The organism is Myxococcales bacterium (assembly GCA_016717005.1).
Lineage (GTDB): Bacteria > Myxococcota_A > Polyangia > Haliangiales > Haliangiaceae > UBA2376.
Genome location: JADJUF010000039.1, coordinates 947,877 through 968,898, shown reverse-complemented (window position 1 = coordinate 968,898; position 21,022 = coordinate 947,877). Strand labels below are relative to the sequence as shown.

The following is a 21,022-nucleotide window of genomic DNA, read 5'->3' as shown; positions in this document are numbered from 1 at the left end:
AGACGCAGCGCATCCAGAGCTGGTCAGCGAGCTGGACCGAGGAGCTCCTCGCGGCCATCACCGCCGCCGATCGGCGCGAGTTCGCCGCCGTCGTCGAGCGGATCCGCACGACCCGGGCGACGCCGGCGACCGGCGGGTCCGAGCGCGGTGGCGCGACGACGGGCGGCGGCCCTGCGGCAGGCGGCGCGCGCGAACAGCGCGGGCCGTCCGGGTCGGCGACGCCGGACGGCGCTGGCCCCGCGGCGGGAGGCCCAACCGCCGCGCCCGACCCCGCGTGGGACGCGTTCGCGACCTCGTTCTGCGCCGGGTTCCCCGCGGACGTGGTCGCGACCTTCGGTGCCGAGGTGACCGGCGCGCTGCTCAGGGACACGTTCACGCCCACCCAGCGCACGCTGATCAGCCTGTTCCTCTCCGGAAACAAGATCCCGCCGCGGCTGTTCAATGGCACCGACGTCGCGCGTCCGCCGGCGCAGCCGCACGCGGCCACGTCGCGGCAGCGGGTGATGGTCTCGGCGCACATGCTCACCACCGGCACCTACGAGAACCGCCAGCACGAGCAGCAGCGGGTCGAGGCGCGCAACTGCGGCGCCTGGCAGACGCTGGTCGACAACTACGCTGGCGTCGGCTCGGCCAACGCCTCGGACGTGCGCGGCAACTTCGACCACGCCGGCGATCTGGTGCTCCACGGTGGCTCGACCGGGCGGCCGACCCTCGACGGCAGCACGCTGCCGTTCGACCAGTTCGACACGGTCCAGGCCGGTGACTGGCTCTTCCTCGCGGCGGGTGGCGCGCAGAACCACTCGGTCGTGTTCTCGCGGTGGGAATCGGGACCGCGGACGGTGCGCCTCGGTGACCAGACGTACAACTACCGCTACGCGATCACCTACGACCAAGGGCACAACAACCGCGGCGAAGGCGGCCGGCGGCACGGTGACGCGGACAGCCGCGTCGCGATCGGCGATCAGATCCTGCGGACCAGCGACGGTGCACGCTTCACGATCCACACGATCATTCGCGTCGAGCCGCCGCAGGAGGGCAACGTCGCGACGAGCCCCGAGGACCTGGTGCAGGACGACACGCCCCAGGCGGTGGTCGCGTCCAACCGGCGGGCGATGGAGCGCGCCGGCTTGACCGTCGAAGCCGCCGTGGACTGGGTCATCGCCCAGAACACCGTGCTGATCGATCGCGTCCGCGCGGGGCGCGGCGGCACCGGTCCGAGCCGCGCCACCGACGAGCAGGTCGAGCTGCTGCGCGGCGCCAACGCCGGCAGCGACCTCGAGGCGCTGATCCACCTCAACGAACGGCTCCAGCACCTCGCCGACGGGGTCGAGTTCCTCGATCGCGCCGAGGCCGCCGACACGCCCCGACCGTATCGCCCCGGTCCTGGCGCGCCACCCGAAGGGGAGGCGCCAGCCGCCCCCGGCGGCTACAACACCTCGACCGGGCGCGCGAGCGGCAGCGACACGATCGAGCATCCGACCACCGGACGCATCGATCACGTCCGCGAGCGGCCGCCGCGGATCCCCGCGCCGAGGCAGCCGCCGCCTCGACGCCGACGGCAGCAGGCTCGATCGCAAGAGTCTTGACGCGCGGCGGCCGCGCGCGCGATTGAGCCCGGGCGGCACCGTCGGGGCGCGCGGGTTGTGCACGGGGTGCGCGACCTCGCGCCGCATCGGCCGCTGAGCGCGCCTGGGCGCCCGACGCGCGCGGCACGGCAGGTGCAGAAGCGGATGCCCATGACGACATCCACGGGGCTCGGCGGCTCACTCGCGCACGACACGCCCGCGTCTGAACGTGGGGCCGCGCCACGGCGGTCGGCGCCGGGCAAGGTGACGCGGACCGAGCGCATCGCGCCGTCGTCGGCGGCGCTGCAGGCGCGCGCTGACCGGGGCCGGCCTGCGGTCGACGGCGATAGCCCCGAGGCGCCGATCTCGTGGACGCTGGTGCAGCGGGCGGTGGCGGTGTCGGGGCCCGCGGACGATCCGTTCGCGCTGCACACGCTCGCGGCGCGGGGCGTGGCCGGCGGCGGCGGGGCGCTGCCGCACCTGGCGGCGATCCAGGAGAGTTTCGGGCACCACGACGTCTCGGGCGTGCGCGCGCACGTCGGCGGCGCCGCGGCCGACGCGGCGGGTGCGATCGGCGCGCACGCGTACGCGACCGGCGACGACGTCGCGTTCGGCGCGGCGCCCGACCTGCACCTGGCGGCGCACGAGGCGGCGCACGTGGTCCAGCAGCGCGGCGGCGTGCAGCTGGCGGGCGGGGTCGGGCAGGTCGGCGATCCGTACGAACAGCACGCCGACGCGGTCGCCGACGCGGTCGTGCGCGGCGAGAGCGCGGCGGCGCTGCTCGACACGATGGCCGGGCGCGGCGCCGCGGGCGGACCGGCGGTGCAGCGCTTGACCGGCGCGGAGCGGACGCGGGCGCGGACCGGCGCGGTCAACGATCTCACCCTCGAGCAGCTCGCGCACCGGATCGCGTACTACGACAGCACCGACCAGCTGAGCGCGGAGGATCGGACCGCGCTCGGCGAGATGGGCTTCGACGTCGAGCGCGTTCGGGCCCATCACGGCGAGGGCGACCTGCAGTTCTGGGTGTTCCCACGGCGCGCCGACGCCGGACCGTCGGGCCACACGCCGGTGATCGCGTTCCGCGGATCGCGCGGAGACGAAGACTTCCTCGAGGACACCACCGGCGTGGGGGTCGGCATGGGCCAGTTCTCGATGAACCAGGCCTTGATCGAGCGCGAGCTCACCGGGATCGGCGCTGGACGCGGCGTGGTGGCGACCGGACACAGCCTCGGCGGGGCGCTGGCCGAGATCACGGCCGCGTACTACCCGAACCTGGTGGTCTCGGTCGTCACGTTCCAGGCGCCCGGCATCTCACGAGCGGTCATCGAGCGACTGCGATCGCAACCCGCCGGGGAGCGGCCGACCGCCCATCACTACCGGGTCCACGGCTGCGTCGTCGACAACGCGGGTGAAGGGTCCCTGCCGGGTGCGGTCACGGTGTTCGACGGCGGGGGGGCCGACAACCCGCTGCACGCGCACACGATGTATCCGTTGCTGTCGCAGCAACAGGACAATCCGCCCTGGATGAGGGCGGGGGACGCGCTCCTCGGTCCAGCGATCTCCCCGTCGAACGTCTCCCAGCGGCGTGACACGACGACCTCGGCCGGCGCAGCCGCCCAGGGGCGCGACGACGGCCCCGGCGGAGAAGAGACGGCGCGCGTCATCGCTGGTGAGCTCACCGCGGAAGGCCAGCGCCGGGACGCCTACGCCCGCGTCTGGACGTTGCACATCCTGCCGCACGCCCAGGCCAGCGACATCACGCTGATCGACGACATGATCCGGCGCCAGTGCGCCGACGAAGGGATCGGACCGGACACCGACAACATGCTGCGCAACTACCGGGAGATGTTCCCCGAGCTGGCGGCCGCTGACGAGATCATGCGGTCGTACGGCACGTCCCAGGCGGCGCCCGCGGAGGACGAGTTCATCGCGGCCGTCGAGGAGCGGGCCGGGCTCGGCGGGGCCGAGGCGAGCGCGCGGATCCATCGCTACTGGCGCGCGTGGCAAGGCGGCGAGGCCGCGCGTCCCAACCGCGGCGCGGCCCCGGCGCGCACCGATCGGCCTGACGACGGGCAGCGCGATGGTACCCGCGCACGACTCGACGGCCTGCGGGACCGCCAGTTCGGGCACGACCCGGCCGAGCGCCGCTAGCTTGGCCTCGGCGTGGAGCGGTTGAGCCCGGTCGGCACCGTCGGGGCGCGCGGGTTGTGCACGGGGTGCGCGACCCCGCGCCGCGTCGGCCGCTGGGCGCTGCTGGGCGCCCGACGCGCGCGGCACGGCAGGTGCAGAAGCGGATGCGCATGACGACATCCACGGGGCTCGGCGGCTCACTCGCGCACGAAACGCCCGCAGCCGAGAGCGGGACCGCGCGGCGGCGACCTGCGCCGGGCAAGGTGACGCGGACCGAGCGCATCGCGCCGTCGGCGGCGGCGCTGCAGGCGCGCGCTGACCGGGGCCGGCCTGCGGTCGACGGCGATAGCCCCGAGGCGCCGATCTCGTCGACGCTGGTGCAGCGCGCGGTGGCGGTGTCGGGACCCGGCGACGATCCGTTCGCGCTGCACACGCTCGCGGCGCGGGGCGTGGCCGGCGGCGGCGGGGCGCTGCCGCACCTGGCGGCGATCCAGGAGAGTTTCGGGCACCACGACGTCTCGGGCGTGCGCGCGCACATCGGCGGCGCCGCGGCCGAGGCCGCCGGGGCGATCGGCGCGCACGCGTACGCGACCGGCGACGACGTCGCGTTCGGGGCGGCGCCCGACCTGCACCTGGCGGCGCACGAGGCGGCGCACGTGGTCCAGCAGCGCGGCGGCGTGCAGCTGGCGGGCGGGGTCGGGCAGGTCGGCGATCCGTACGAGCAGCACGCCGACGCGGTCGCCGACGCGGTCGTGCGCGGTGAGAGCGCCGCGGCGCTGCTCGACACGATGGCGCCGCGCGGCTCATCCGGCGGCTCCGCCGTCCAGGGCCGGGCCGTGCAGCTGCTCGTGCGCCAGCAAGACGCGGCCGCGGTCGCCACGTACGAGCGCCTGCTGGCCCAGGCCAACCCGGAGGAGGCTTCGGCGCTCCGCGCCGAGCTGCACCGCGCGCTCGCGCACGTCTCGACCATGCAGATCCGCGTCGACCTGGCGCTGGAGCAGGGTGGCGAGCAGTACCAGCTCCAGCTCCCGATCGCCGACGCGCGGCGCCTCGAGCGCGCGGCGCCGGCGCCGTCGGCCCGGTCGGGCGGCGACGGTGGTGGCGCAGCGGCGGCGCCGGCGGCTCGAGCCGAGCGGGGCACGTCACGCGGGCCTCGACCCGCGGCGGCCCGAGCGCGTGGGGAGCGCCCTGAAGAGAGCGCCGGCGTCGCGGTCGCGGTCGGCCGTTCGATCACCCTGTTCGAGCGCGAGTTCGAGACGCGCTGGGGCGACCTCGAGGTCGAGGCCACGCTCTCGCCGCGGGGCGAGGGCGTCGTCGGGGCCGGCGGCGGCGGCCGCGGCGCCGGTGGTCGCGGCGAGAGTCCCGAAGCCGCGGCGCCGGACGGCGAGGAGCCGGAGCCCGCGACCGAGGTCGAGGCCATGCACGGCGACCACGGCTGGGAGGTCGCGGTCAGCCACGAGGGCGCGATCCGCGACTGGCTCGCGCACGACTTCGACGCGCTCAGCGACAGCTTCGAGATCTCGCACGACCACGAAGGCCTGCACTTCACGGCGGGCGTCCAGACCGACACCGTCCACTTCGGACCGATCGACCTCGAGTTCGCGTTCGAGGCCATTCGCCTCGAGCGCGACGAGGGCCAGGGGCCGTACCGGTTCCGCGAGCCGCGGCTGGTCTTCGGGGCCGAGCTGCCGATCAACGGCATCCCCGGCATCAGCGCGAAGATCAACCTCGCGGTCGGCTGGACGCCGCCGTGGGAGCGCATCGGCCGCTGGATCGCCGAGCGCTTCGCGGGGGAGGCCGCCACGGCTGGCGGCGCCGGTGCGGCCGGGGGAGAGATCACCGCGGCGGAGCTGGCCGAGGCTGGCGTGGCCACCGGTGGCGCGGTCCCGGTCGCGGTCGCGGTCGGCGCGGTCCTGGTGGGCGTGGCCTGGATCGGCGGCGTGCTCTGGACCATGGCGGCGGCTGCCGAGGAAGGCCGTCAACAGGGCCTCAAGACCTGGTACGTGCACGAGTTCGCCGTCCAGTTCGGCGACACGCTGTTCGGGAATTTCGGGCAGCACGCGCACGGCGCGCGCGCGATCGAGGGTGCCGAGGAGATGGCAGGACAAGGACGGTCCGACGCGCGCGCGCGGATCATGGCGATGAGCGAGGAGGAGCGGGCGCAGCTGCGGCGCCACGGTCGGACCCCGGTGGTCCGCGCCGTCGCGCAGACCACCGCCGAGCGCCTCGGGATCCCCTACGACGTGTCGCATCTGCACTGAGCGCCCGGCGTCTCGCCGGGCTGGTCCCCGACGCGGTTTGCGTCGCTGCGGGGTGATGTGTCACCGTCGGAGGGATGGCGTCCGACGATGCGGCCACGTTGCCGAGCACGGACCGCGGGTCCGCGTCGGCCGACCTGCGCGCGGCGGAGCCGGAGCGGTACATCCTGATCGAGCAGCTCGGCGCCGGCGGCATGGGCGTGGTGTGGGCGGCCTACGATCGCGTGCTCGATCGCAAGGTCGCGCTCAAGCTGCTCCACGACCGGTTCCTGGGCGCGGCCGATCAGGCCCGGCTCGCGCGCGAGGCCCGGGCGATGGCGCAGCTGTCGCATCCCAACGTCGTGCCGGTCTTCGACGTCGGCGAGCGCGACGGCCGCACGTTCCTGACGATGGAGTTCGTGCGTGGGCGCGCGCTGACGGACTGGCTCGAGGACCGCCCGGCGTGGCCGGCGATCGTCGAGGTGTTCCGGGCCGCGGCCGGCGGGCTGGCGGCGGCCCACGCCGCCGGGATCGTCCACAAGGACGTCAAGCCGGGGAACATCCTCGTCGGCGACGACGGCCGGGTCCGGGTCGCGGACTTCGGCGTCGCCGGGGCGGTCACGGGCGCGGTCGGGGCGCCGACGGCGATCGCCGCCGACGCGGCGCCGGTCACGGTCACGGTCACCGTCGAGGGCACGCCCGCGTACATGGCGCCCGAGCAGCTCCGCGGCGAGGCCGCGGACGCGCGCAGCGACGTGTTCTCGCTGTGCGTCGCGCTGCACGAGGCCTGCGGCGGGAGCCGGCCGTTCGCCGCCGGGACCATCGCCGAGCTGCGCGCGGCGATCGATCGCGGGCCGCCGCCGCTCGCGGGCGTGCCGGACTGGCTGGCGCGCCTCGTCGCCCGTGGCCTCGCCGTCGATCCGGCGGCGCGGTTCTCGTCGATGGACGCGCTGGCCGCGGCGCTGGCCGGGCCCGGGCCGTCGTGGCGCCGGCGCGCCGCGCCCTACGCGCTGGCCGTGGTCGCCGTCGGCGCGCTGGGCGGGGCGGTCATCGCGACCCGCGGTCACGGCGCCGCCGCGCCGCCGCCACCGCCGAGCTGCGCGCAGGAGGCGGCGACCGCGTTCGGCGAGACCTGGTCGGCGCCGCGGCGCGCCGCGCTGATCGCCGGGTTCCGCGCCACCGCGCGCGCGGGCGCGGGCCCGGCCGGCGAGCGCACGGCGGCCGCGATCGACGCGCTCGCCGACGGGTGGCGCGCGCGCAGCGTGGCGGCGTGCCAGGCGGTGCGCGACCACAGCTGGTCGGCCGATCTCGGCGGGCTCGCGGCGACGTGCCTGGCGGAGCACCGCGGTCGGCTCGGCGCGTTGATCGACGGCCTCACCGAGGCCGACGCGGTCGCGGTCGCGAGCGGCCACGACCTGGTCGCGCGCCTGGCGCCGCCGTCGGTGTGCGGCGATCCCGACTACCTGCGCGGTCGGGTCGTGACGCCGCGGGATCCCGCGCGCGCGGCCGAGCTCGACGCGCTGACCGCGCGCGGCGAGGCGGTCGCCGCGGCCATCACCCTGCAGCGTTGGCCGGTGGTCGAGCGCGAGGTCCCGCCGTTCCGGGCCGAGGCCGATCGGCTCGACGACGCCCGGTCGATCGCCCGGGCGCTGCAGTTCGAGGCCGCGCTGGCCCGGCAGCGCGCCGACTGGCCGGCGGCGGTCGCCGCGACCAAGCAGGCCTACCTGCTCTCCCGTCGCCACCGCGACGTCGAGGGCGCCGCCGACGCGGCCGCGTCGCTGGTGTGGTTGCTCGGCTACTTCCAGAGCGAGTTCGAGGCCGGGGAGGACTGGGCCGCGCTGGCGCTGGTCGAGATCGACAGCGTCGCGACGTCGCACACGGCCCTGCTGGTGCATCAGGCCGTCGGCATCCTGGCCGAGCACCGCGGTCAGGGCGCGCGCGCGGTCGAGCACCAGCGGCGCGCGTACGAGCTCGCGCTGCAGCTCTACGGCGCCGACCACGTCATGACCGCGCGCGCGGCGCAGAACCTGGCGGGCGCCCAGTTCGAGGCCGGCGACGCGGCCGCGGCCGCGGCGCTGTACCGCCAGGCGATGCCGAAGCTGGCCGAGGCCTTCGGCCCGACCTCGCTGGCCCACGCCCACGCGCTGAGTCACTTCGGCGTCGTGCTGAGCGCCGCGGGCGATCACGCCGCCGCGCTCGACACCGCCGCGCGCGCGGTCGCCGTCGGCGCGGAGGCCGGCGCGGCCGGCGAAGATCTGGCGACGCTGCAGCTCAACCAGGGCGCGGTGCTGCTCGAGGCCGGCCGGCTCGACGACGCGATCGCGCCGCTGGTCGCGGCCCGCGCGGGCTTCCTCGCCGCGGACCAGCCCGAGGTCGCGGCCCAGGCGCTGTCGAACCTCGGCCAGCTCCGCGGCGACCTGGCGGCCCGGCGCCACGATCCGGCGCTGGCGCGCCAGGCGATCGCCGACCTGACCGAGGCCGCGCGCGCGCTCGAGGCGGGGTGGGGCGCCGATCACCCGGAGGTGGCGTACGCCCTCGCCAACCTCGCCGTCGTCTACGTCCAGCAAGGGCAGTGCGCGCGCGCGCTGCCGGTGGCCGAGCGCGCCGCGGCGATCACCGGCGACGCGCCCGACACCGCGACGCCGCTGGTCACGATCGCGCGCTGTCGCCTGGCCGCGGGTCAGGCCGCCGCGGCGGTGACGCTGCTGCAGCGGGCGCGCGCGCTCCAGGCCGAGGGGCAGGATCCCGTGCAGGTCGCCGAGGCCGAGGCCTGGCTGGGCTTGGCGCAGCTCGCCGCCCACGACGACGCCGGCGCGGCGCGGCTGCGCGCCGCCCGGCCCGCCCTCGTCGACGATGCGCGCCAGGCCGAGCTGGTGGTCCGGATCGATCGCGCGCTGACGACGCGCTGACGACGCGCGTCGGTCAGCGCTTGCGCGGCCGCGCCAGGCCGTACTGGTCGAGGCGCTTGACGAACGTGCGGCGCGGCATCCCGAGCAGCGTCGCCGCCTGGGTCTGGTTACCCTGACACTGCGCCAGCGCCGCGACGATGCGATCGCGCTCGACCGTCGCCAGCGCGTCGGCCAGCGGCACGTCCGCGGGCGCTCGCGCGGCCGCGGGCGCGGCGGTCGACCCGGCGCCGGTGAGCCCGAGCTCCGCGACCGTGATCCGATCGCCGTCGGCCACCAGCGCGGCCCGCTCGATCACGTTCTTGAGCTCGCGGACGTTGCCGGGCCACAGGTGCCGGCGCAGCGCGGGCAGCGCGGCGTCGTCGAGGCCGAGCCCGGGGCGCGCGAGGCGGCGCCCGGCGTCGGCGAGGAACGCGTGCGCGAGCGCGACGATCTCGTCGGGGCGCTCGCGCAGCGGCGGCACCGCGAGCACCGCGCCGGCCAGGCGGAAGTACAGATCGCGGCGGAAGCCGCCGTCGGCGACCGCGGCCTCGAGATCGCGGTTGGTCGCGGCCACGAACCGGACGTCGACGGCGATCGGCGTGGTCGCGCCGACCCGCACGACGCGCCGATCCTCGAGCACGCGCAAGAGCTTGGCCTGGAACGCCGGCGGCAGCTCGCCGACCTCGTCGAGCACGACCGTGCCGCCGGCGGCGGCCTCGAGCAGCCCCTGGTGGTCGCGCACCGCGCCGGTGAACGCGCCGCGCTCGTGCCCGAACAGCTCGCTCTCGAACAGGCCCTCGGCGAAGGCCGCGCAGTTGACGCGGATCAGCGGCCCGTCGGCCCGGGGCGAGGCCCGGTGGACGTACTCGGCGAGCACCTCCTTGCCGGTGCCGGTCTCGCCGATGATCAGCGTGCTGATCGTGCCGCGCGCGAGCCGGGCGGCGAGCTCGTACAGGCGCCGCATCGCCGGATCGAGCACGATCGGCGCGTGGCCGCTGGGCGCGACCGCGCCGGACGGGCGCACCGGCGCCGCCGGCCCGGCCAGCAGGCCCCGCAGCTCCTGGACCACGAGCACCAGATCGCCGGCGCCGAGCGCCTCGTTGGGCGCGATCTCGACCGGCACGCCCGCCGGCAGGCGTACGCCGCGCAGGGTCGTGCCGTTGGCGCCGCCCTGGTCGATCGCGGTGATGCCGTCCTCGCGCAGCTCGAGGACGACGTGGTTGCGCGACACCGACGCGTGCTCGACGTGGACGTCGGCGTCGGCGGCCCGCCCGATCATCACCCGCCCGGTCAGGGGCAGCGCGCGCGCGTCGACCTCCTGCCCGGTCATGATCAGCAGGCTCCGACGGCGCGGCGCGGCCGTCGCGCCGCGGGCGGGCACGGTGGCGGCGTCGCTCATCGCGCCCACGCTGACGGCCGATCGGTCAAGGCGCGCTCAGCCGACCGAGCAGCCGCTGCCGACGACCAGATCGGTGACGTCGCCGCCGCGCAGCGCCGCGCAGGCGGCGCCGTAGAACGTGAGCTGGTTGGTGGCCGAGTCGTAGTCCCAGCCGTTGACGTGGGTCTGGTCGCGGAGGATGTCGACGCCGTCGAACCGGATGAACATCGTGTCGAGGTCGGGCGCGCCCGACAGCGTGTACGTGCACGACAGCACCGCCGAGCCGATCGCGTCGAAGGCGTCGTTGAGCGACATCGCGTCGTCGGCCTGGTAGTAGTACGGCGGGCCGCCGACGCGGGCGGTGCCGCCGGCGGTCGCGACCGCGTCGAGGAACGTGGCGTCGACGCCGCTGCCGAACCCGACCACGAACGTCTTGATCTCGGGCGTGCCGTTGCGCAGCGCGGTGGCCGCGCCGATGCCGTCGCCGCTGCAGGTCTCCTCGCCGTCGGTCAGCAGCAGCACGTAGTTCTCGCGCGCGGGGTCGTGGAGCCCGGGGTAGGTGGCCAGCGCCGCGAGCGTGCTGCCGATCGGCGTGAGGCCGCCCGGGCCGGTCCCGGCCAGCGCGTTCGAGATCGCGGTGGCGTCGGTCGGGCCGACGCCGACGACGATCGCGCCCGCCGCGCACGAGCCGCCCGCCGGGGGCTCGTACAGGTCGAGGCCGAACCGGACCTGGTTGCCGTGGCTGGCCAGCAGGTTCTGGATGGCCGTGACGGCGATCTGCCACTTGCTGACGCCACCGATCGCCGTGCCCATGCTGCCCGAGCGATCGAGGACGATCAGCACGTTCGGCGGCACGCCCTCGGCGGCGAACTGCTGCCCGGCACAGGCGCAGAACCCGCCGATGCAGGTCTCGCCGTTGGTGCAGCTGTCGTCGTTGGCGCACGGGCCGCCGGTGTTGCTGGGCGTGCACACCCCGGCCGGGCCGCAGTACGTGCCCATCGGGCAGTCGGTGTGCATGCTGCACGCGATCGGCTCGCAGGCGCCGTTGCTCGGGTTGCACACCAGCTCGGGCGCGCAGCCATCGGACACGCAGTTTGCGGCGTCGAGCGTGCTCGCGTCCTGGTCGTCGTCGTCACCGCCCGAACCACCACCACACGCGATCATCATGACAGCGGCGAACGATCCCAGGAACATCGAGCGAACAGTCATCGAGCACTCCTTCGGCGTAGGCAAGCGGTAGTTGTACCGCCGAAACCCGGCGCCGCGGCAAGTTTCAGTTCAGCTCGGCCGCGGGCAAGAGCGGGAGCTCACCCCGGGCGCACGCGGGGCACTCCTCGGGGGACCGCAGGACCCAGGCCGGGCCGGCCTCGAGCAGGTGATCGCCGGGGACCCGACGGCGGTTCAGGATCGCGCGGAAGCCGGGACCGTCGAGGGCGCCGAACACCAGCACCCCCGACACGGTGGCGCCGCGATCCCCGACGAGGTCGAGCAGCGGCTCGAGCGACGCCCCGGTGGTGACCACGTCGTTGACGACCAGCACCCGATCGGTCTGATGGATCGTGCCGTCGTAGAGCGAGCGCGCGGGCCGGCGCTGCAGGTCGGTGCGCGCCACCGCGATGCCGGCGCCCAGCCGCTGGGCCAGCGCGTCGCCGAGGAAGAAGCCGGCCGACTCGGGCACGATCACGGTGGTGACGTCGGGCTCGACTTGGGTCACGAGGTGGTCGGCGACGAGGCCCAGCAGCTCGGCGAGCGCGACAGCGCCCGGAAGCGGATGAAGTACTCGGTGTGCTTGCCGCCGTGCAGGCCGAAGTGGCCGTGCAGCAGCGCGCCGGTGTCGGCCAGCGCGCGGTGCATCAGCTCGGGCAGACCGCGCCGCGGGGTCACCACCACGACGGCGCGGACCTCGTCGAGGGCGGCCGTGCGGAGCCGCCTCACGCGACCTCGCTCGCGGCGATGTCCGCGGGCAGACCGCGCCGCGGGGTCACCACCACGACGGCGCGGACCTCGTCGAGGGCGGCCGTGCGGAGCCGCCTCACGCGACCTCGCTCGCGGCGATGTCCGCGGGCCGGCCGCGCCGCGGCGTCACCACCACCACGACGGCGCGGACCTCGTCGAGGGCGGCCGTGCGGAGCCGCCTCACGCGCGACCTCGCTCGCGGCGATGTCCGCGGGCCGGCCGCGCCGCGGGGTCACCACCACCACGGCGCGGACCTCGTCGAGGGCGGCCGTGCGGAGCCGCCTCACGCGACCTCGCTCGCGGCGATGTCCGCGGGCCGGCCGCGCCGCGGGGTCACCACCACGACGGCGCGGACCTCGTCGAGGGCGGCCGTGCGGAGCCGCCTCACGCGACCTCGATCGCGGCGATGCCCTCGGGCAGCACGGTGCCGGCGACCGCGTAGCAGTGGACGCTGTCGGCCCGGTGGAGCAGCGCCCGGGCGTGCTCGCTCGTGCGCTCGGACCGCGCCAGCGACGGGCTGTCGTAGACCATCGCGAACGGGCGATCGCGCGGCGCGATCTGATCGACCTCGCCGGTCAGCCAGTCGGCCGAGGCGATCAGCCGCAGGTCGTCGAGGCCGCGCTTGGCGATCGCGATGTCCCAGCGCGACCGCATCAGCTCGGAACGCACCACCACCAGGCCGCCGATCGGCGCTCGCGCCCGCGCCAGATCGATCACCGGGATGGCCGGGCGGTCGTCGCCGAGCGCGTCGGCGAGGGCATCGGCCACGACGTCCTGCAGGTGCAGCTCCGCCAGCGTGACCGCCTGGTCGGGGCCGACCACCGCCAGCCCGGCGTTGCGGGCGGCGCGCAGGGCGGTGTCGACCACCCGCGGGATCGCCGCGCGGTCGAGGTGCTCGACCAGCGCGTCCTCGAGCGCGGCCCGGGACGAGCGGCCGCGGCCGAGCAGCTTGGCCAGCAGGTACGTGGTCGCGACGACGCCGGCGTCGAGGTCGGCGCCCGACACCGCGGTCGGGCGCTCGCCGGCGGTGAGCGCGCGGTAGCCCAGCGGTGACAATCGACACGGGCGCTCGCGGCCGTCGCCGGGCGGCTCGGCCCGCGGGCGCTCGATCAGCTCGGCGCGCTCGAGGCCGCCGAGGACGTGGCTGATCCGGCTGCGCGACAGCTGGGTCCGCAGCGCCAGCTCGCTGGGCCGGGCCGCGCCGTCGGCCAGCGCCTCGAGCACCTTGCGCCAGCCCGCGCGCAGCGAGATGGCGCGGACGATCGGCGTCAGCTCGTCGACCTCGCCGCCGGCGATCGTGAAGCTCGACGCGATCTCCTCGATCGCGCGGGTGAAGCCGCGCGCGTAGTCGTCGACGCCCGGGTGGGCCTCGATGTGGCGACGGACCGCGTCGACCGCGTCGCCGCGGCGGTTGGCGAGATCGCGACCGATGGCGCGGGCGCCCTCGGCGAGGTCATCGTGGTCGTGGGAGGAGAGCAGGTCGAGGACATCGTCGCGCAGCATTGCGACCTCCCAGGGGTAAGCGAGGACAGCGACCGGTTTCAGTGTGGCGGTTAGTTTACGCCGTCGTCAACAAAGTAATTCACATCTAGTTGCTACTCAAGGGGTGATCTTCGGCCCAGGTGGCGCCGACCTCGTAGACGATGCACCGCCCAACCTGCCGATCTGCAACGATCACAGGATCTTCACGGGTCGGGCGGCCCACGATCGCCTGGACCGGCCCGGCGTTGGCCACCACCGTGTGGGCCTGCGGATCCCGCGCCAGGCGCTCGGCGAACGACAGGAAGTCCGCGTACTCGACCGACATCGCGGGCACCAGGAGCAGGCGCGGCGCGAGCTGCGCCAGCAGGTTCTGCCAGTCCGCGCGCAGCAGGTCCTTGCACACCACCATGGCCAGCGACAGGCGCTCGGACAGCAACACCTCCAGCGTGTCACCGGGCTCGATGTGCTCGTAGCGGTGGACCCCGCCGTCGCGCAGGAAGTAGTCCGACATCTTGGCGTGCTCGGCGATCACCCGGCCGTACGCGACCAGGGTCGCCAGGTTGCGGCCCGGGGCGACGCTGCCGTCGGGGCGCGCGACGTGGCGGCTGCCGAGCACCACCAGCGGCAGCTCCGCCAGCGCCGGGTCGAGCAGGAGCGCCGCGTGATCGTCGTCGGTCAGCGCCAGCTCGGGCAAGATCGTGATGTCGGCGCGGGCCGCGCGCGCGTGGGCCAGGGCCGCGTCGACGCGGGCGCGGAAGTCGCCGACCTGCGGGCGGACGCGGTAGAAGCGGGGCGCGCCGTCGGGCGCGAGCCGATCGAAGGTGAAGTCGGCCAGCGGATCGCGCGACAGCGCGGCGATCGCGATGCGGGTGCCGGCGCGCACGACCGGCAGGTGCGGCCCGAGCCAGCGCAGGCGCACGCGCAGGCCCGCCGTCGACGCCGGCGTCAGCGTCAGCCACTCGCCGCGATCGGCCGCGCGCCCGCGCGACGCCGGGTTGCCGGTCGGGCGCGGGTAGTGGATCGCCGGCGAGTCGACGATCGGCCAGGGCTCGCCGGGGCCGACCTCGCGATCGACCCCGCGGAAGTACGGCAGCAGGTGGGCGCGGAACTGACGCTCGAGCCAGCGCGCCGCGAAGTACGCGCACAGCGCGCCCGGCAGCGCCGCCGCGCTCGCGGTCAGCTCGTCGGCCAGCGCGGTCAGCAGCGGGCCGCGCCAGCGCTCGCGCCCGCGATCAGGGCAGGCGCGGTGCAGGCGCGCCTCGAGATCCGCGACGGGGTAGAAGTGCGCCGCCAGCGCCTTCTCGCGTGTGATCAGCGCCTCCTCGGCCCGGCACACCCGCAAGAGCGCCGCGATCACCTCGGTCACGTGCATGACCGGCCGCGCGCGCAGCGCCGCCAGCACCGGCGCGAGCGCGTCGGCGATGGCGGCCGGGGAAGAGGGCTGATCGCTCAATACCGGGAAGCTAGCATCGCCGTCGCTCCTCTTCCTGTCAGGGTGCGTGGTCGGCGACGGCGCGGCCCGCGGGTCCTGCGGGATCGGCCTGCAGGTCCCGCAGGCCGGTCACCCATGGCCGGTCGACTCGCCTGATCGACGTGCCGAACTGGCGCGCCCGAGCCGCGCGCTGGTGCCACGGAGCGCGTCCGGAATGTCTGGCCGCGCGGAACCGGCTGTGGTACCCGCTGGCCCGAGAGCTGCAGTGTTCCTGCCCATGACCAGCCAGCCGGTCCACCGTCGAGCGTTGCGCATCGAGATCCCTCCGGTCGAGCCGGCGCAGGTCCGGGTCGGCGCGGGCCGGCGGTCGTGGCGGGTCGGGCGTCAGCGGATCGTGGTCGCGCTCACGCCGCAGCACCTGCGCCAGGTGATGGGGACCGGGCTGCGGGCCCTCAGCCTCGATCCGCAGCGCGCCGTCACCCGCGCCGGCCTGTTCGATCTGCTCGCGACCCGCCCCGACGTGGTGATCCTCAGCGATCCGTTCGATCAGGTGCCGGCGCTGTCGCTGATCGCGACGATCCGCACCAGCGGCTATCAGGGCGCGATCGTGGTCCTGGGCCACGCCAGCCGCGCGCTGCGGGCCGGCTGCGCCGAGCTCGGCGGCGTGACGCTCGTGGCCGATCCGGTGTGCGGTGCGACGGTCGCAGGGCCGTGGCTGCGACGGTGCCTGACCGCCGCGGCCGTCAGCTCTTGATCGCGCGCTCGAGGTAGTCGAGGTCGATCGCGGTCGCCCGGGCCAGCGCTGGCTCGACCACCCCCGCGCGCACCAGCCGGGCGAGGCTGCGCTCGAGCGGCACCATGCCGGCGTCGCGGCCGGTCTGGACGTGGGTGCCCAGCATCTGCAGGTCGTCGTTGCGGATCAGCGCGGCGACCGCGGTGGTGATCGGGACGCGCTCGATCGCGACCGCGCGGCCGCCCGAGCGCGCGGGCAGGAGGTACTGGGTCACGACGCACCGCAGGGTCGCCGCGAGCTGGCTGCGGGCCTGGGCCTGCTGGTGCGGCGGGTAGGCGTCGATCAGGCGATCGATCGCGCCGCCGGCGCCGGCCGCGTGGACCGTGCCGAGCACGAGGTGGCCGGTCTCGGCCGCGGTCGCGGCGATCGCGATGGTCTCGGGATCGCGCAGCTCCCCGACGACGATCACGTCGGGCGCCTCGCGCAGGGCCGCGCGCAGCCCGGTCGCGAAGCTGGCGGCGTGGCGCCCGATCTCGCGCTGGTGGATCAGGCAGCGATCGGGCGCGTGCAGGAACTCGATCGGATCCTCGAGCGTGATCACGTGGCGGGCGCGGGTGTGGTTGAGGTGCGCGACCAGCGCGACCAGCGTCGTCGACTTGCCCGAGCCGGTGGGGCCGGCGATGAGCACCAGGCCCGAGCGATGGCCGATCAGGCTGGTCAGATCCTCGGGCAGGCCGAGGCTGGTCATGCTCGGGACGTCGGTGCGCAGCACGCGGATGGCGACGGCCAGGCCGCGCTCGTGCTGGAACCCGTGGCCGCGCACGCGGGTGTCGCCGACGGTGGCGCCGAAATCGACCGCGCCGTCGCGGGTGAGCTCGGCGGCCGCGCCGTCGCCGCCGAGGTGCGCGACCAGCGCCAGCAGCGCGGCGTCGTCGGGCGCGGCGTCGTCGAGCTCGATCAGATCGCCGTCGATGCGGGCCCGCGGCGGCAGGCCGCTCGACAGCAGCAGGTCGGACGCGCGCCGGGCGGCGGCGTGCTCGATCGCGGCGAGCAGCGGCGTCGCGTCGGCCGACCTCGCCGACGTCCGCGCGGCCGGCGCGGCCGGGGGCGGGGGCGCGATGATCGGCGTGACCGTGGGCCCCACGGCGTGCGGCGCCGGGGTCGGCGGGCGGCTGCGGGGCGGCGACGTCGGGGGCGCGACCGCGACCGCGAGCAGCGGACGGGTCGGGCGCACCAGCAGCCGGAAGCCGACGGTCGTGCGCTCGATCGCGATCGCGTAGGCGTCGGCGCCGACCGCGTGCGTGATCTCGGCGCTGCCCTTGTCGTCGAGGGCGGCCCGGCCTGGGCCCGGCACCAGCTCGTCGACGAACGCCAGCACCATCACCGGATCGATCGGCGGCATCGCCATCGGCTCGGCCTGGCCGCCGCGCCGCAGCGTCGGCACCTGGCCGGTCGACACGATCATCGCCTCGGCGCCCCGCAGCGACATCACGCGCAGGAGCGAGTCGATCGCGGCCATGCCCCCAAGCCTAGCACCGCGCGTGCCGACGCCCGCCGCGCCGCGGCGGGGGCTTGGCCGCGCGGTCGCGTCGGTGCGCGTGCCAGGGTGGCACCCGCGCCGCGGTCACGGCGCCAGCGCGGCGCTCCCCGCGGTCACGGGATGGCACGTCACGTCGCGGCCACGTCGCGCCAGTCAGGTCGCGGCCACGTCAGGTCGCGGCCACGTCGCGCCACGTCAGGTCGCGGCCACGTCACGTCACGTCACGTCGCGTCGCGTCACGTCAGGCACGTCAGGCACGTCGCGGCCACGTCAGAAGTAGTAGCGCGCCCCGAGCCCGCCGTTGAGCGCCAGGCCGAAGCCGTTGATGGCCTCGTCGTTGCTGCCGAACCGGAACTCGACGATGCCGGCGACCTCGACGAACACGTCGAGCGGGATCTCCTTGAAGTCGAACAGCAGGCCCGCGACCGCGCGCAGGCCGACGCGGAAGTCGTCGTCGGCGCCGCGCCCGGCCCGGTGCTGGAGCAGGCGCACGCCCGGGCCGATGTACGCGGGCAGCGTGAACGCCTCACGCTCCTCGAGGATCCACGGGTGGAAGACGTAGTCGGCGTGGGCGTGGAAGCCGCCGGTGACGAACGTGAAGCCGAGCGCGGCCTGCACAGCCTGATCGTCCTGCAGGTACAGCTTGCCGCAGATGCCGGTCGGCTCGCCGATGATGACGCCGAGGCCGAGCGAGCCCTTCTCGGCGCCGTCGTCGGCGGCGGCCGTGCCCGCGGTGAGGCCGAGGGCGACCAGGAGGACTCCACACTGCCGTGCGCGCATGCCGCGACGGTAGCCGTGTCGGCGGCGCCCGGCAAATCCTCGTCGAATGTTGTACAAGATCCGTCGTGGCCAAGCCTCGCAAGACCCGCCCGAAGGCCGGGCGCCCGTCCGGGCGCCGGGTGGCCGGCGGCGGTGACGACGACGGCGGCGGCCGGGGCGATCGCAGCAAGCGCCTGCTCGACCTGGTCATGCTGCTCTTGCGCGCGCGCACGCCGGTCACGTACCGCGAGGTCCGCGAGCAGTTCCCCGGCTACCAGACCGCGAACGTCGAGGCCGGGCTGCGCGCGTTCGAGCGCGACAAGGCCGACCTGCTCGAGCTGGGCGTGCCGATCCGCTACATCACGCCCGAGGAGGACGACTCGCTCGAGGACGGCGGCTACGTCATCGACCTCAAGCGCTTCCGGCTGCCCGAGGTCCGGCTCACCGCCGACGAGGTCTCGGCGCTGGTGCTCGCGGCCAGCGTGGCCCGCGCGATCCCGGGCGGCGCCTACCCCAAGGTCGTCGATCTGGCGCTGCGCAAGCTCGCCTTCGACATGCCCGACCGCCCCGACACGCCGATCGAGCTGTTCGAGACCGGCCGGGCGCCGTCGCCGGTGCTGGTCCACTTCCCGCCGGTGCGCGCGGCCGCGGCCGAGGCCATCGGCGAGGCGTTCGCGACGCTCGAGGCGTCGACCCGGTTCCGCAAGCGCGTGACGATGACCTACCAGGCCGCGGGCTCGGGCTCGACGTCGCGGCGCGAGGTCGATCCCTACGGCCTCGTCTACCGCGAGGGCGCCTGGTACCTGGTCGGCTGGTGCCATTTGCGGCGCGAGATCCGCAGCTTCCGGGTCGATCGCATCCATGACGCGGCGATGGCGCCCAAGCCCAAGAGCCCCGACTTCGAGCGGCCCGCGGGCTTCGACGTGCGCACCTTCGTCAACCGGTCGCCGTGGACCTTCACGACCGAGCCGGTCGAGGAGGTCGTCCTCGAGCTGTCGGCGCTCGCCGCCGACACCGCCAACGAGGACTTCGGCCCGACCGCGACCAAGGCCGCCGTCGACGGGGTCGTGACCGTGACGTTCCCGTGCGGCAACCCCGAGTTCGCGGTGTCGCGCGTGCTGGCCGCCAAGGGCGCGATCGCGGTGCGCCAGGGCCCGCGCCTGCGCCAGCGCCTGGCCGACGAGCTGGCCGCGGTCGCCGCGAGGTACGAGGCGTGAGCGCGCGCGACGTCGCCGGCAAGCTGCGGCGCTTGCTGTTCGTGGTCCCGTACGTGGCCAAGCACCCGAACGGGGTCGCGGTCGAGGACCTCGCCAAGAAGCTCGGCGTCGATCGCGACGAGATGCTGGCCGACCTCGAGCTCCTGACCCAGGTCGGCCCGCCCGACGGCGATCCCGGCGAGTACCTGCTGGTGTCGGTCGAGGACGGGCGCGTCTTCATCGACCTGGCCCACCGCCTGACCCGGCCGCTGCGCCTGACCCCGGCCGAGGGCTGCTCGCTCTTGCTCGGCATCCGCGCGCTGCGCGGCAGCGGCATCGCGCCGTTCGACGCGTCGATGGAGTCGGCCGAGAAGAAGCTGCTCGGCGCGCTCGGGCGCGACGCCGGCGAGGCCGAGACCCTGGCCACCGGCACGGTCGTGGCCGAGCCCGACCAGCTCATCGCCGGGCACCTGCGGCGCCTGGTCACCGCCGCGCGCCGCCATGTCACCGTCGAGATCGACTACATCAGCGCGTCGCGGCACCAGGCCGCGCGCCGCCGGGTCGATCCCTACGGCATCGTCCACCACGCCGGCGAGTGGTACGTCGTCGGGCACTGCCACGCCCGTGGCGACGTGCGCACGTTCCGCATCGATCGCATCGCCGCGCTGGCCGACACGATCGAGCGGTTCGCGCCGCCGGTCGACTTCGATCTCGAGACCTACCGGCGCGAGCGCCTGTACGTGCCGTCGGCGGACGCCGTGACCGTGCGCGTGCACCTCGATCCGCTGGCGGTGACCCGGGTCGGCGCGAACTGGCCGGTCGGCGAGGTGACGACCCAGGACGACGGCGCCGCCGAGATCCTGATCGACTGCGAGGGCTTCGAGTGGGTGACCGGCTGGGTGCTCGGCCTGGGCCGGCACGCCTGGATCGTCGGCCCCGACGACGCCCGCGCCGCGATGCGCGAGCGGATCGCCCGGGTCCGCGCGGCGCTATGACCGCCGCGGACGCCGCCGCCGCGGCGCACGGCCCGGCGGCCTGGTGCTACGACGCGCTGACCGAGCGCACCTGGCCGAGCGGGCGCGACGGCCAGCTCACCGTGCTCCGGGCCCTCGAGGTGGTGTGGATCCGCTTCGACTCGAACCCGGCGTACTTCGCCAACCTGATCGACGGCGCGCAGGCGCTCGAGGACTTCCTGGCCGGGCCGCCGGCGGTCGCGACCGAGCCCGAGGTCCTGGCCGAGGTCCACGCGCACATCCTGGCCGCGCGCGCGCCGGGCCGCTCGACCTGGCTCGAGCTCGAGCTCGGCGCGGGCGAGCTGTTCAGCCCGTACTGGCGGGTCGACGGCGCCAACCCCGAGGAATGCCCGCTGCCGGGGCCGGCGGCGGCCGGGATCTACGGCGGCGAGCCGGCGTCGACGCGCCGCGGGCTGCGGGCGCTGGTGACCCCCGGCGCGCACGAGGTGCTCGCGGTGGCGAGCATCCGCGGTCCCGGCCCGCACCAGCCGTTCGTGACGGTCGAGGCGCGCGCCCAGGTCGGGCTCGCCCAGGGCGAGGCGCGGACGCTCCGGCTCGAGCGCGACGGCACCTCGGTGCGGCTGATCTGACGACGGCACCTCGGCGCGGCTGATCTGACGACGGCACCTCGGCGCGGCTGATCTGACGACGGCACCTCGGCGCGGCTGATCTGACGGCGGCACCTCGGCGCGGCTGGTCTGACGACGGCG

14 protein-coding genes and 1 pseudogene are annotated in these 21,022 nt (G+C 75.5%); 7 read left to right on the top strand and 8 right to left on the bottom strand.

What is annotated here, in order from left to right; all coding sequences use genetic code 11:
* Positions 1-1,736: 1,736 nt before the first annotated feature.
* The 3 genes and pseudogenes from IPL61_35060 to IPL61_35050 all read left to right on the top strand — a co-directional run bounded on the left by IPL61_35060 (position 1,737) and on the right by IPL61_35050 (position 8,844).
* The gene (locus IPL61_35060; GenBank protein ID MBK9036413.1) at positions 1,737-3,719 is read left to right on the top strand and encodes a DUF4157 domain-containing protein; all 1,983 of its coding nucleotides are present in this window, start codon (positions 1,737-1,739) and stop codon (positions 3,717-3,719) included.
* Between the two features lie 149 nt (positions 3,720-3,868).
* Positions 3,869-4,480 (top strand): annotated as a pseudogene (locus IPL61_35055) (DUF4157 domain-containing protein).
* A 1,553-nt stretch (positions 4,481-6,033) separates the two neighbouring features.
* Complete coding sequence (locus tag IPL61_35050) at positions 6,034-8,844, top strand: serine/threonine protein kinase (GenBank protein ID MBK9036412.1); 2,811 nt, start codon at positions 6,034-6,036, stop codon at positions 8,842-8,844.
* 13 nt (positions 8,845-8,857) lie between these two features.
* Here the strand turns inward: IPL61_35050 and IPL61_35045 are convergent, their stop codons facing one another.
* From IPL61_35045 to IPL61_35020, 6 genes are all read right to left on the bottom strand, one after another.
* Positions 8,858-10,153: a sigma 54-interacting transcriptional regulator gene (locus IPL61_35045; protein ID MBK9036411.1), complete on the bottom strand. Its 1,296-nt coding sequence runs from the start codon at positions 10,151-10,153 to the stop codon at positions 8,858-8,860.
* Between the two features lie 105 nt (positions 10,154-10,258).
* Positions 10,259-11,410 (bottom strand): VWA domain-containing protein, encoded by a 1,152-nt coding sequence (locus tag IPL61_35040; GenBank protein ID MBK9036410.1) that lies wholly within the window; start codon positions 11,408-11,410, stop codon positions 10,259-10,261.
* Between the two features lie 64 nt (positions 11,411-11,474).
* Positions 11,475-11,915, bottom strand: a complete 441-nt coding sequence (locus IPL61_35035; GenBank protein ID MBK9036409.1) for a hypothetical protein — start codon at positions 11,913-11,915, stop codon at positions 11,475-11,477.
* Complete coding sequence (locus tag IPL61_35030) at positions 11,912-12,136, bottom strand: hypothetical protein (protein ID MBK9036408.1); 225 nt, start codon at positions 12,134-12,136, stop codon at positions 11,912-11,914. Before IPL61_35030 ends, IPL61_35035 begins: the two co-directional genes overlap by 4 nt.
* 405 nt (positions 12,137-12,541) lie before the next feature.
* The gene (locus IPL61_35025; GenBank protein MBK9036407.1) at positions 12,542-13,660 is read right to left on the bottom strand and encodes a MarR family transcriptional regulator; all 1,119 of its coding nucleotides are present in this window, start codon (positions 13,658-13,660) and stop codon (positions 12,542-12,544) included.
* A gap of 85 nt (positions 13,661-13,745) precedes the next feature.
* Positions 13,746-15,092 carry a hypothetical protein gene (locus IPL61_35020; GenBank protein MBK9036406.1) on the bottom strand — a complete coding sequence of 449 codons (1,347 nt, stop codon included), beginning with the start codon at positions 15,090-15,092 and terminating at the stop codon, positions 13,746-13,748.
* A 286-nt stretch (positions 15,093-15,378) separates the two neighbouring features.
* On the opposite strand from IPL61_35020, the gene IPL61_35015 reads away from it, so the two are divergent.
* Complete coding sequence (locus tag IPL61_35015) at positions 15,379-15,825, top strand: hypothetical protein (GenBank protein MBK9036405.1); 447 nt, start codon at positions 15,379-15,381, stop codon at positions 15,823-15,825.
* Here the strand turns inward: IPL61_35015 and IPL61_35010 are convergent.
* Together IPL61_35010 and IPL61_35005 are read right to left on the bottom strand one after the other, a co-directional pair.
* Positions 15,815-17,323, bottom strand: a complete 1,509-nt coding sequence (locus IPL61_35010) for a PilT/PilU family type 4a pilus ATPase (GenBank protein ID MBK9036404.1) — start codon at positions 17,321-17,323, stop codon at positions 15,815-15,817. The two genes, IPL61_35015 and IPL61_35010, sit on opposite strands and share 11 nt — an antisense overlap.
* 291 nt (positions 17,324-17,614) lie before the next feature.
* A complete protein-coding gene (locus IPL61_35005) occupies positions 17,615-18,124 on the bottom strand; it encodes a hypothetical protein (GenBank protein ID MBK9036403.1) in 510 nt (169 codons plus the stop codon).
* Between the two features lie 65 nt (positions 18,125-18,189).
* Between IPL61_35005 and IPL61_35000 the strand changes: the two genes are divergently transcribed.
* From IPL61_35000 to IPL61_34990, 3 genes are read left to right on the top strand one after another with little or no spacing between them, the layout of a single operon-like run.
* Complete coding sequence (locus IPL61_35000; protein ID MBK9036402.1) at positions 18,190-19,320, top strand: WYL domain-containing protein; 1,131 nt, start codon at positions 18,190-18,192, stop codon at positions 19,318-19,320.
* Positions 19,317-20,294: a WYL domain-containing protein gene (locus IPL61_34995; GenBank protein MBK9036401.1), complete on the top strand. Its 978-nt coding sequence runs from the start codon at positions 19,317-19,319 to the stop codon at positions 20,292-20,294. The genes IPL61_35000 and IPL61_34995 overlap by 4 nt, the downstream gene beginning before the upstream one ends.
* Complete coding sequence (locus tag IPL61_34990; protein ID MBK9036400.1) at positions 20,291-20,902, top strand: hypothetical protein; 612 nt, start codon at positions 20,291-20,293, stop codon at positions 20,900-20,902. The genes IPL61_34995 and IPL61_34990 overlap by 4 nt, the downstream gene beginning before the upstream one ends.
* Positions 20,903-21,022: the final 120 nt, after the last annotated feature.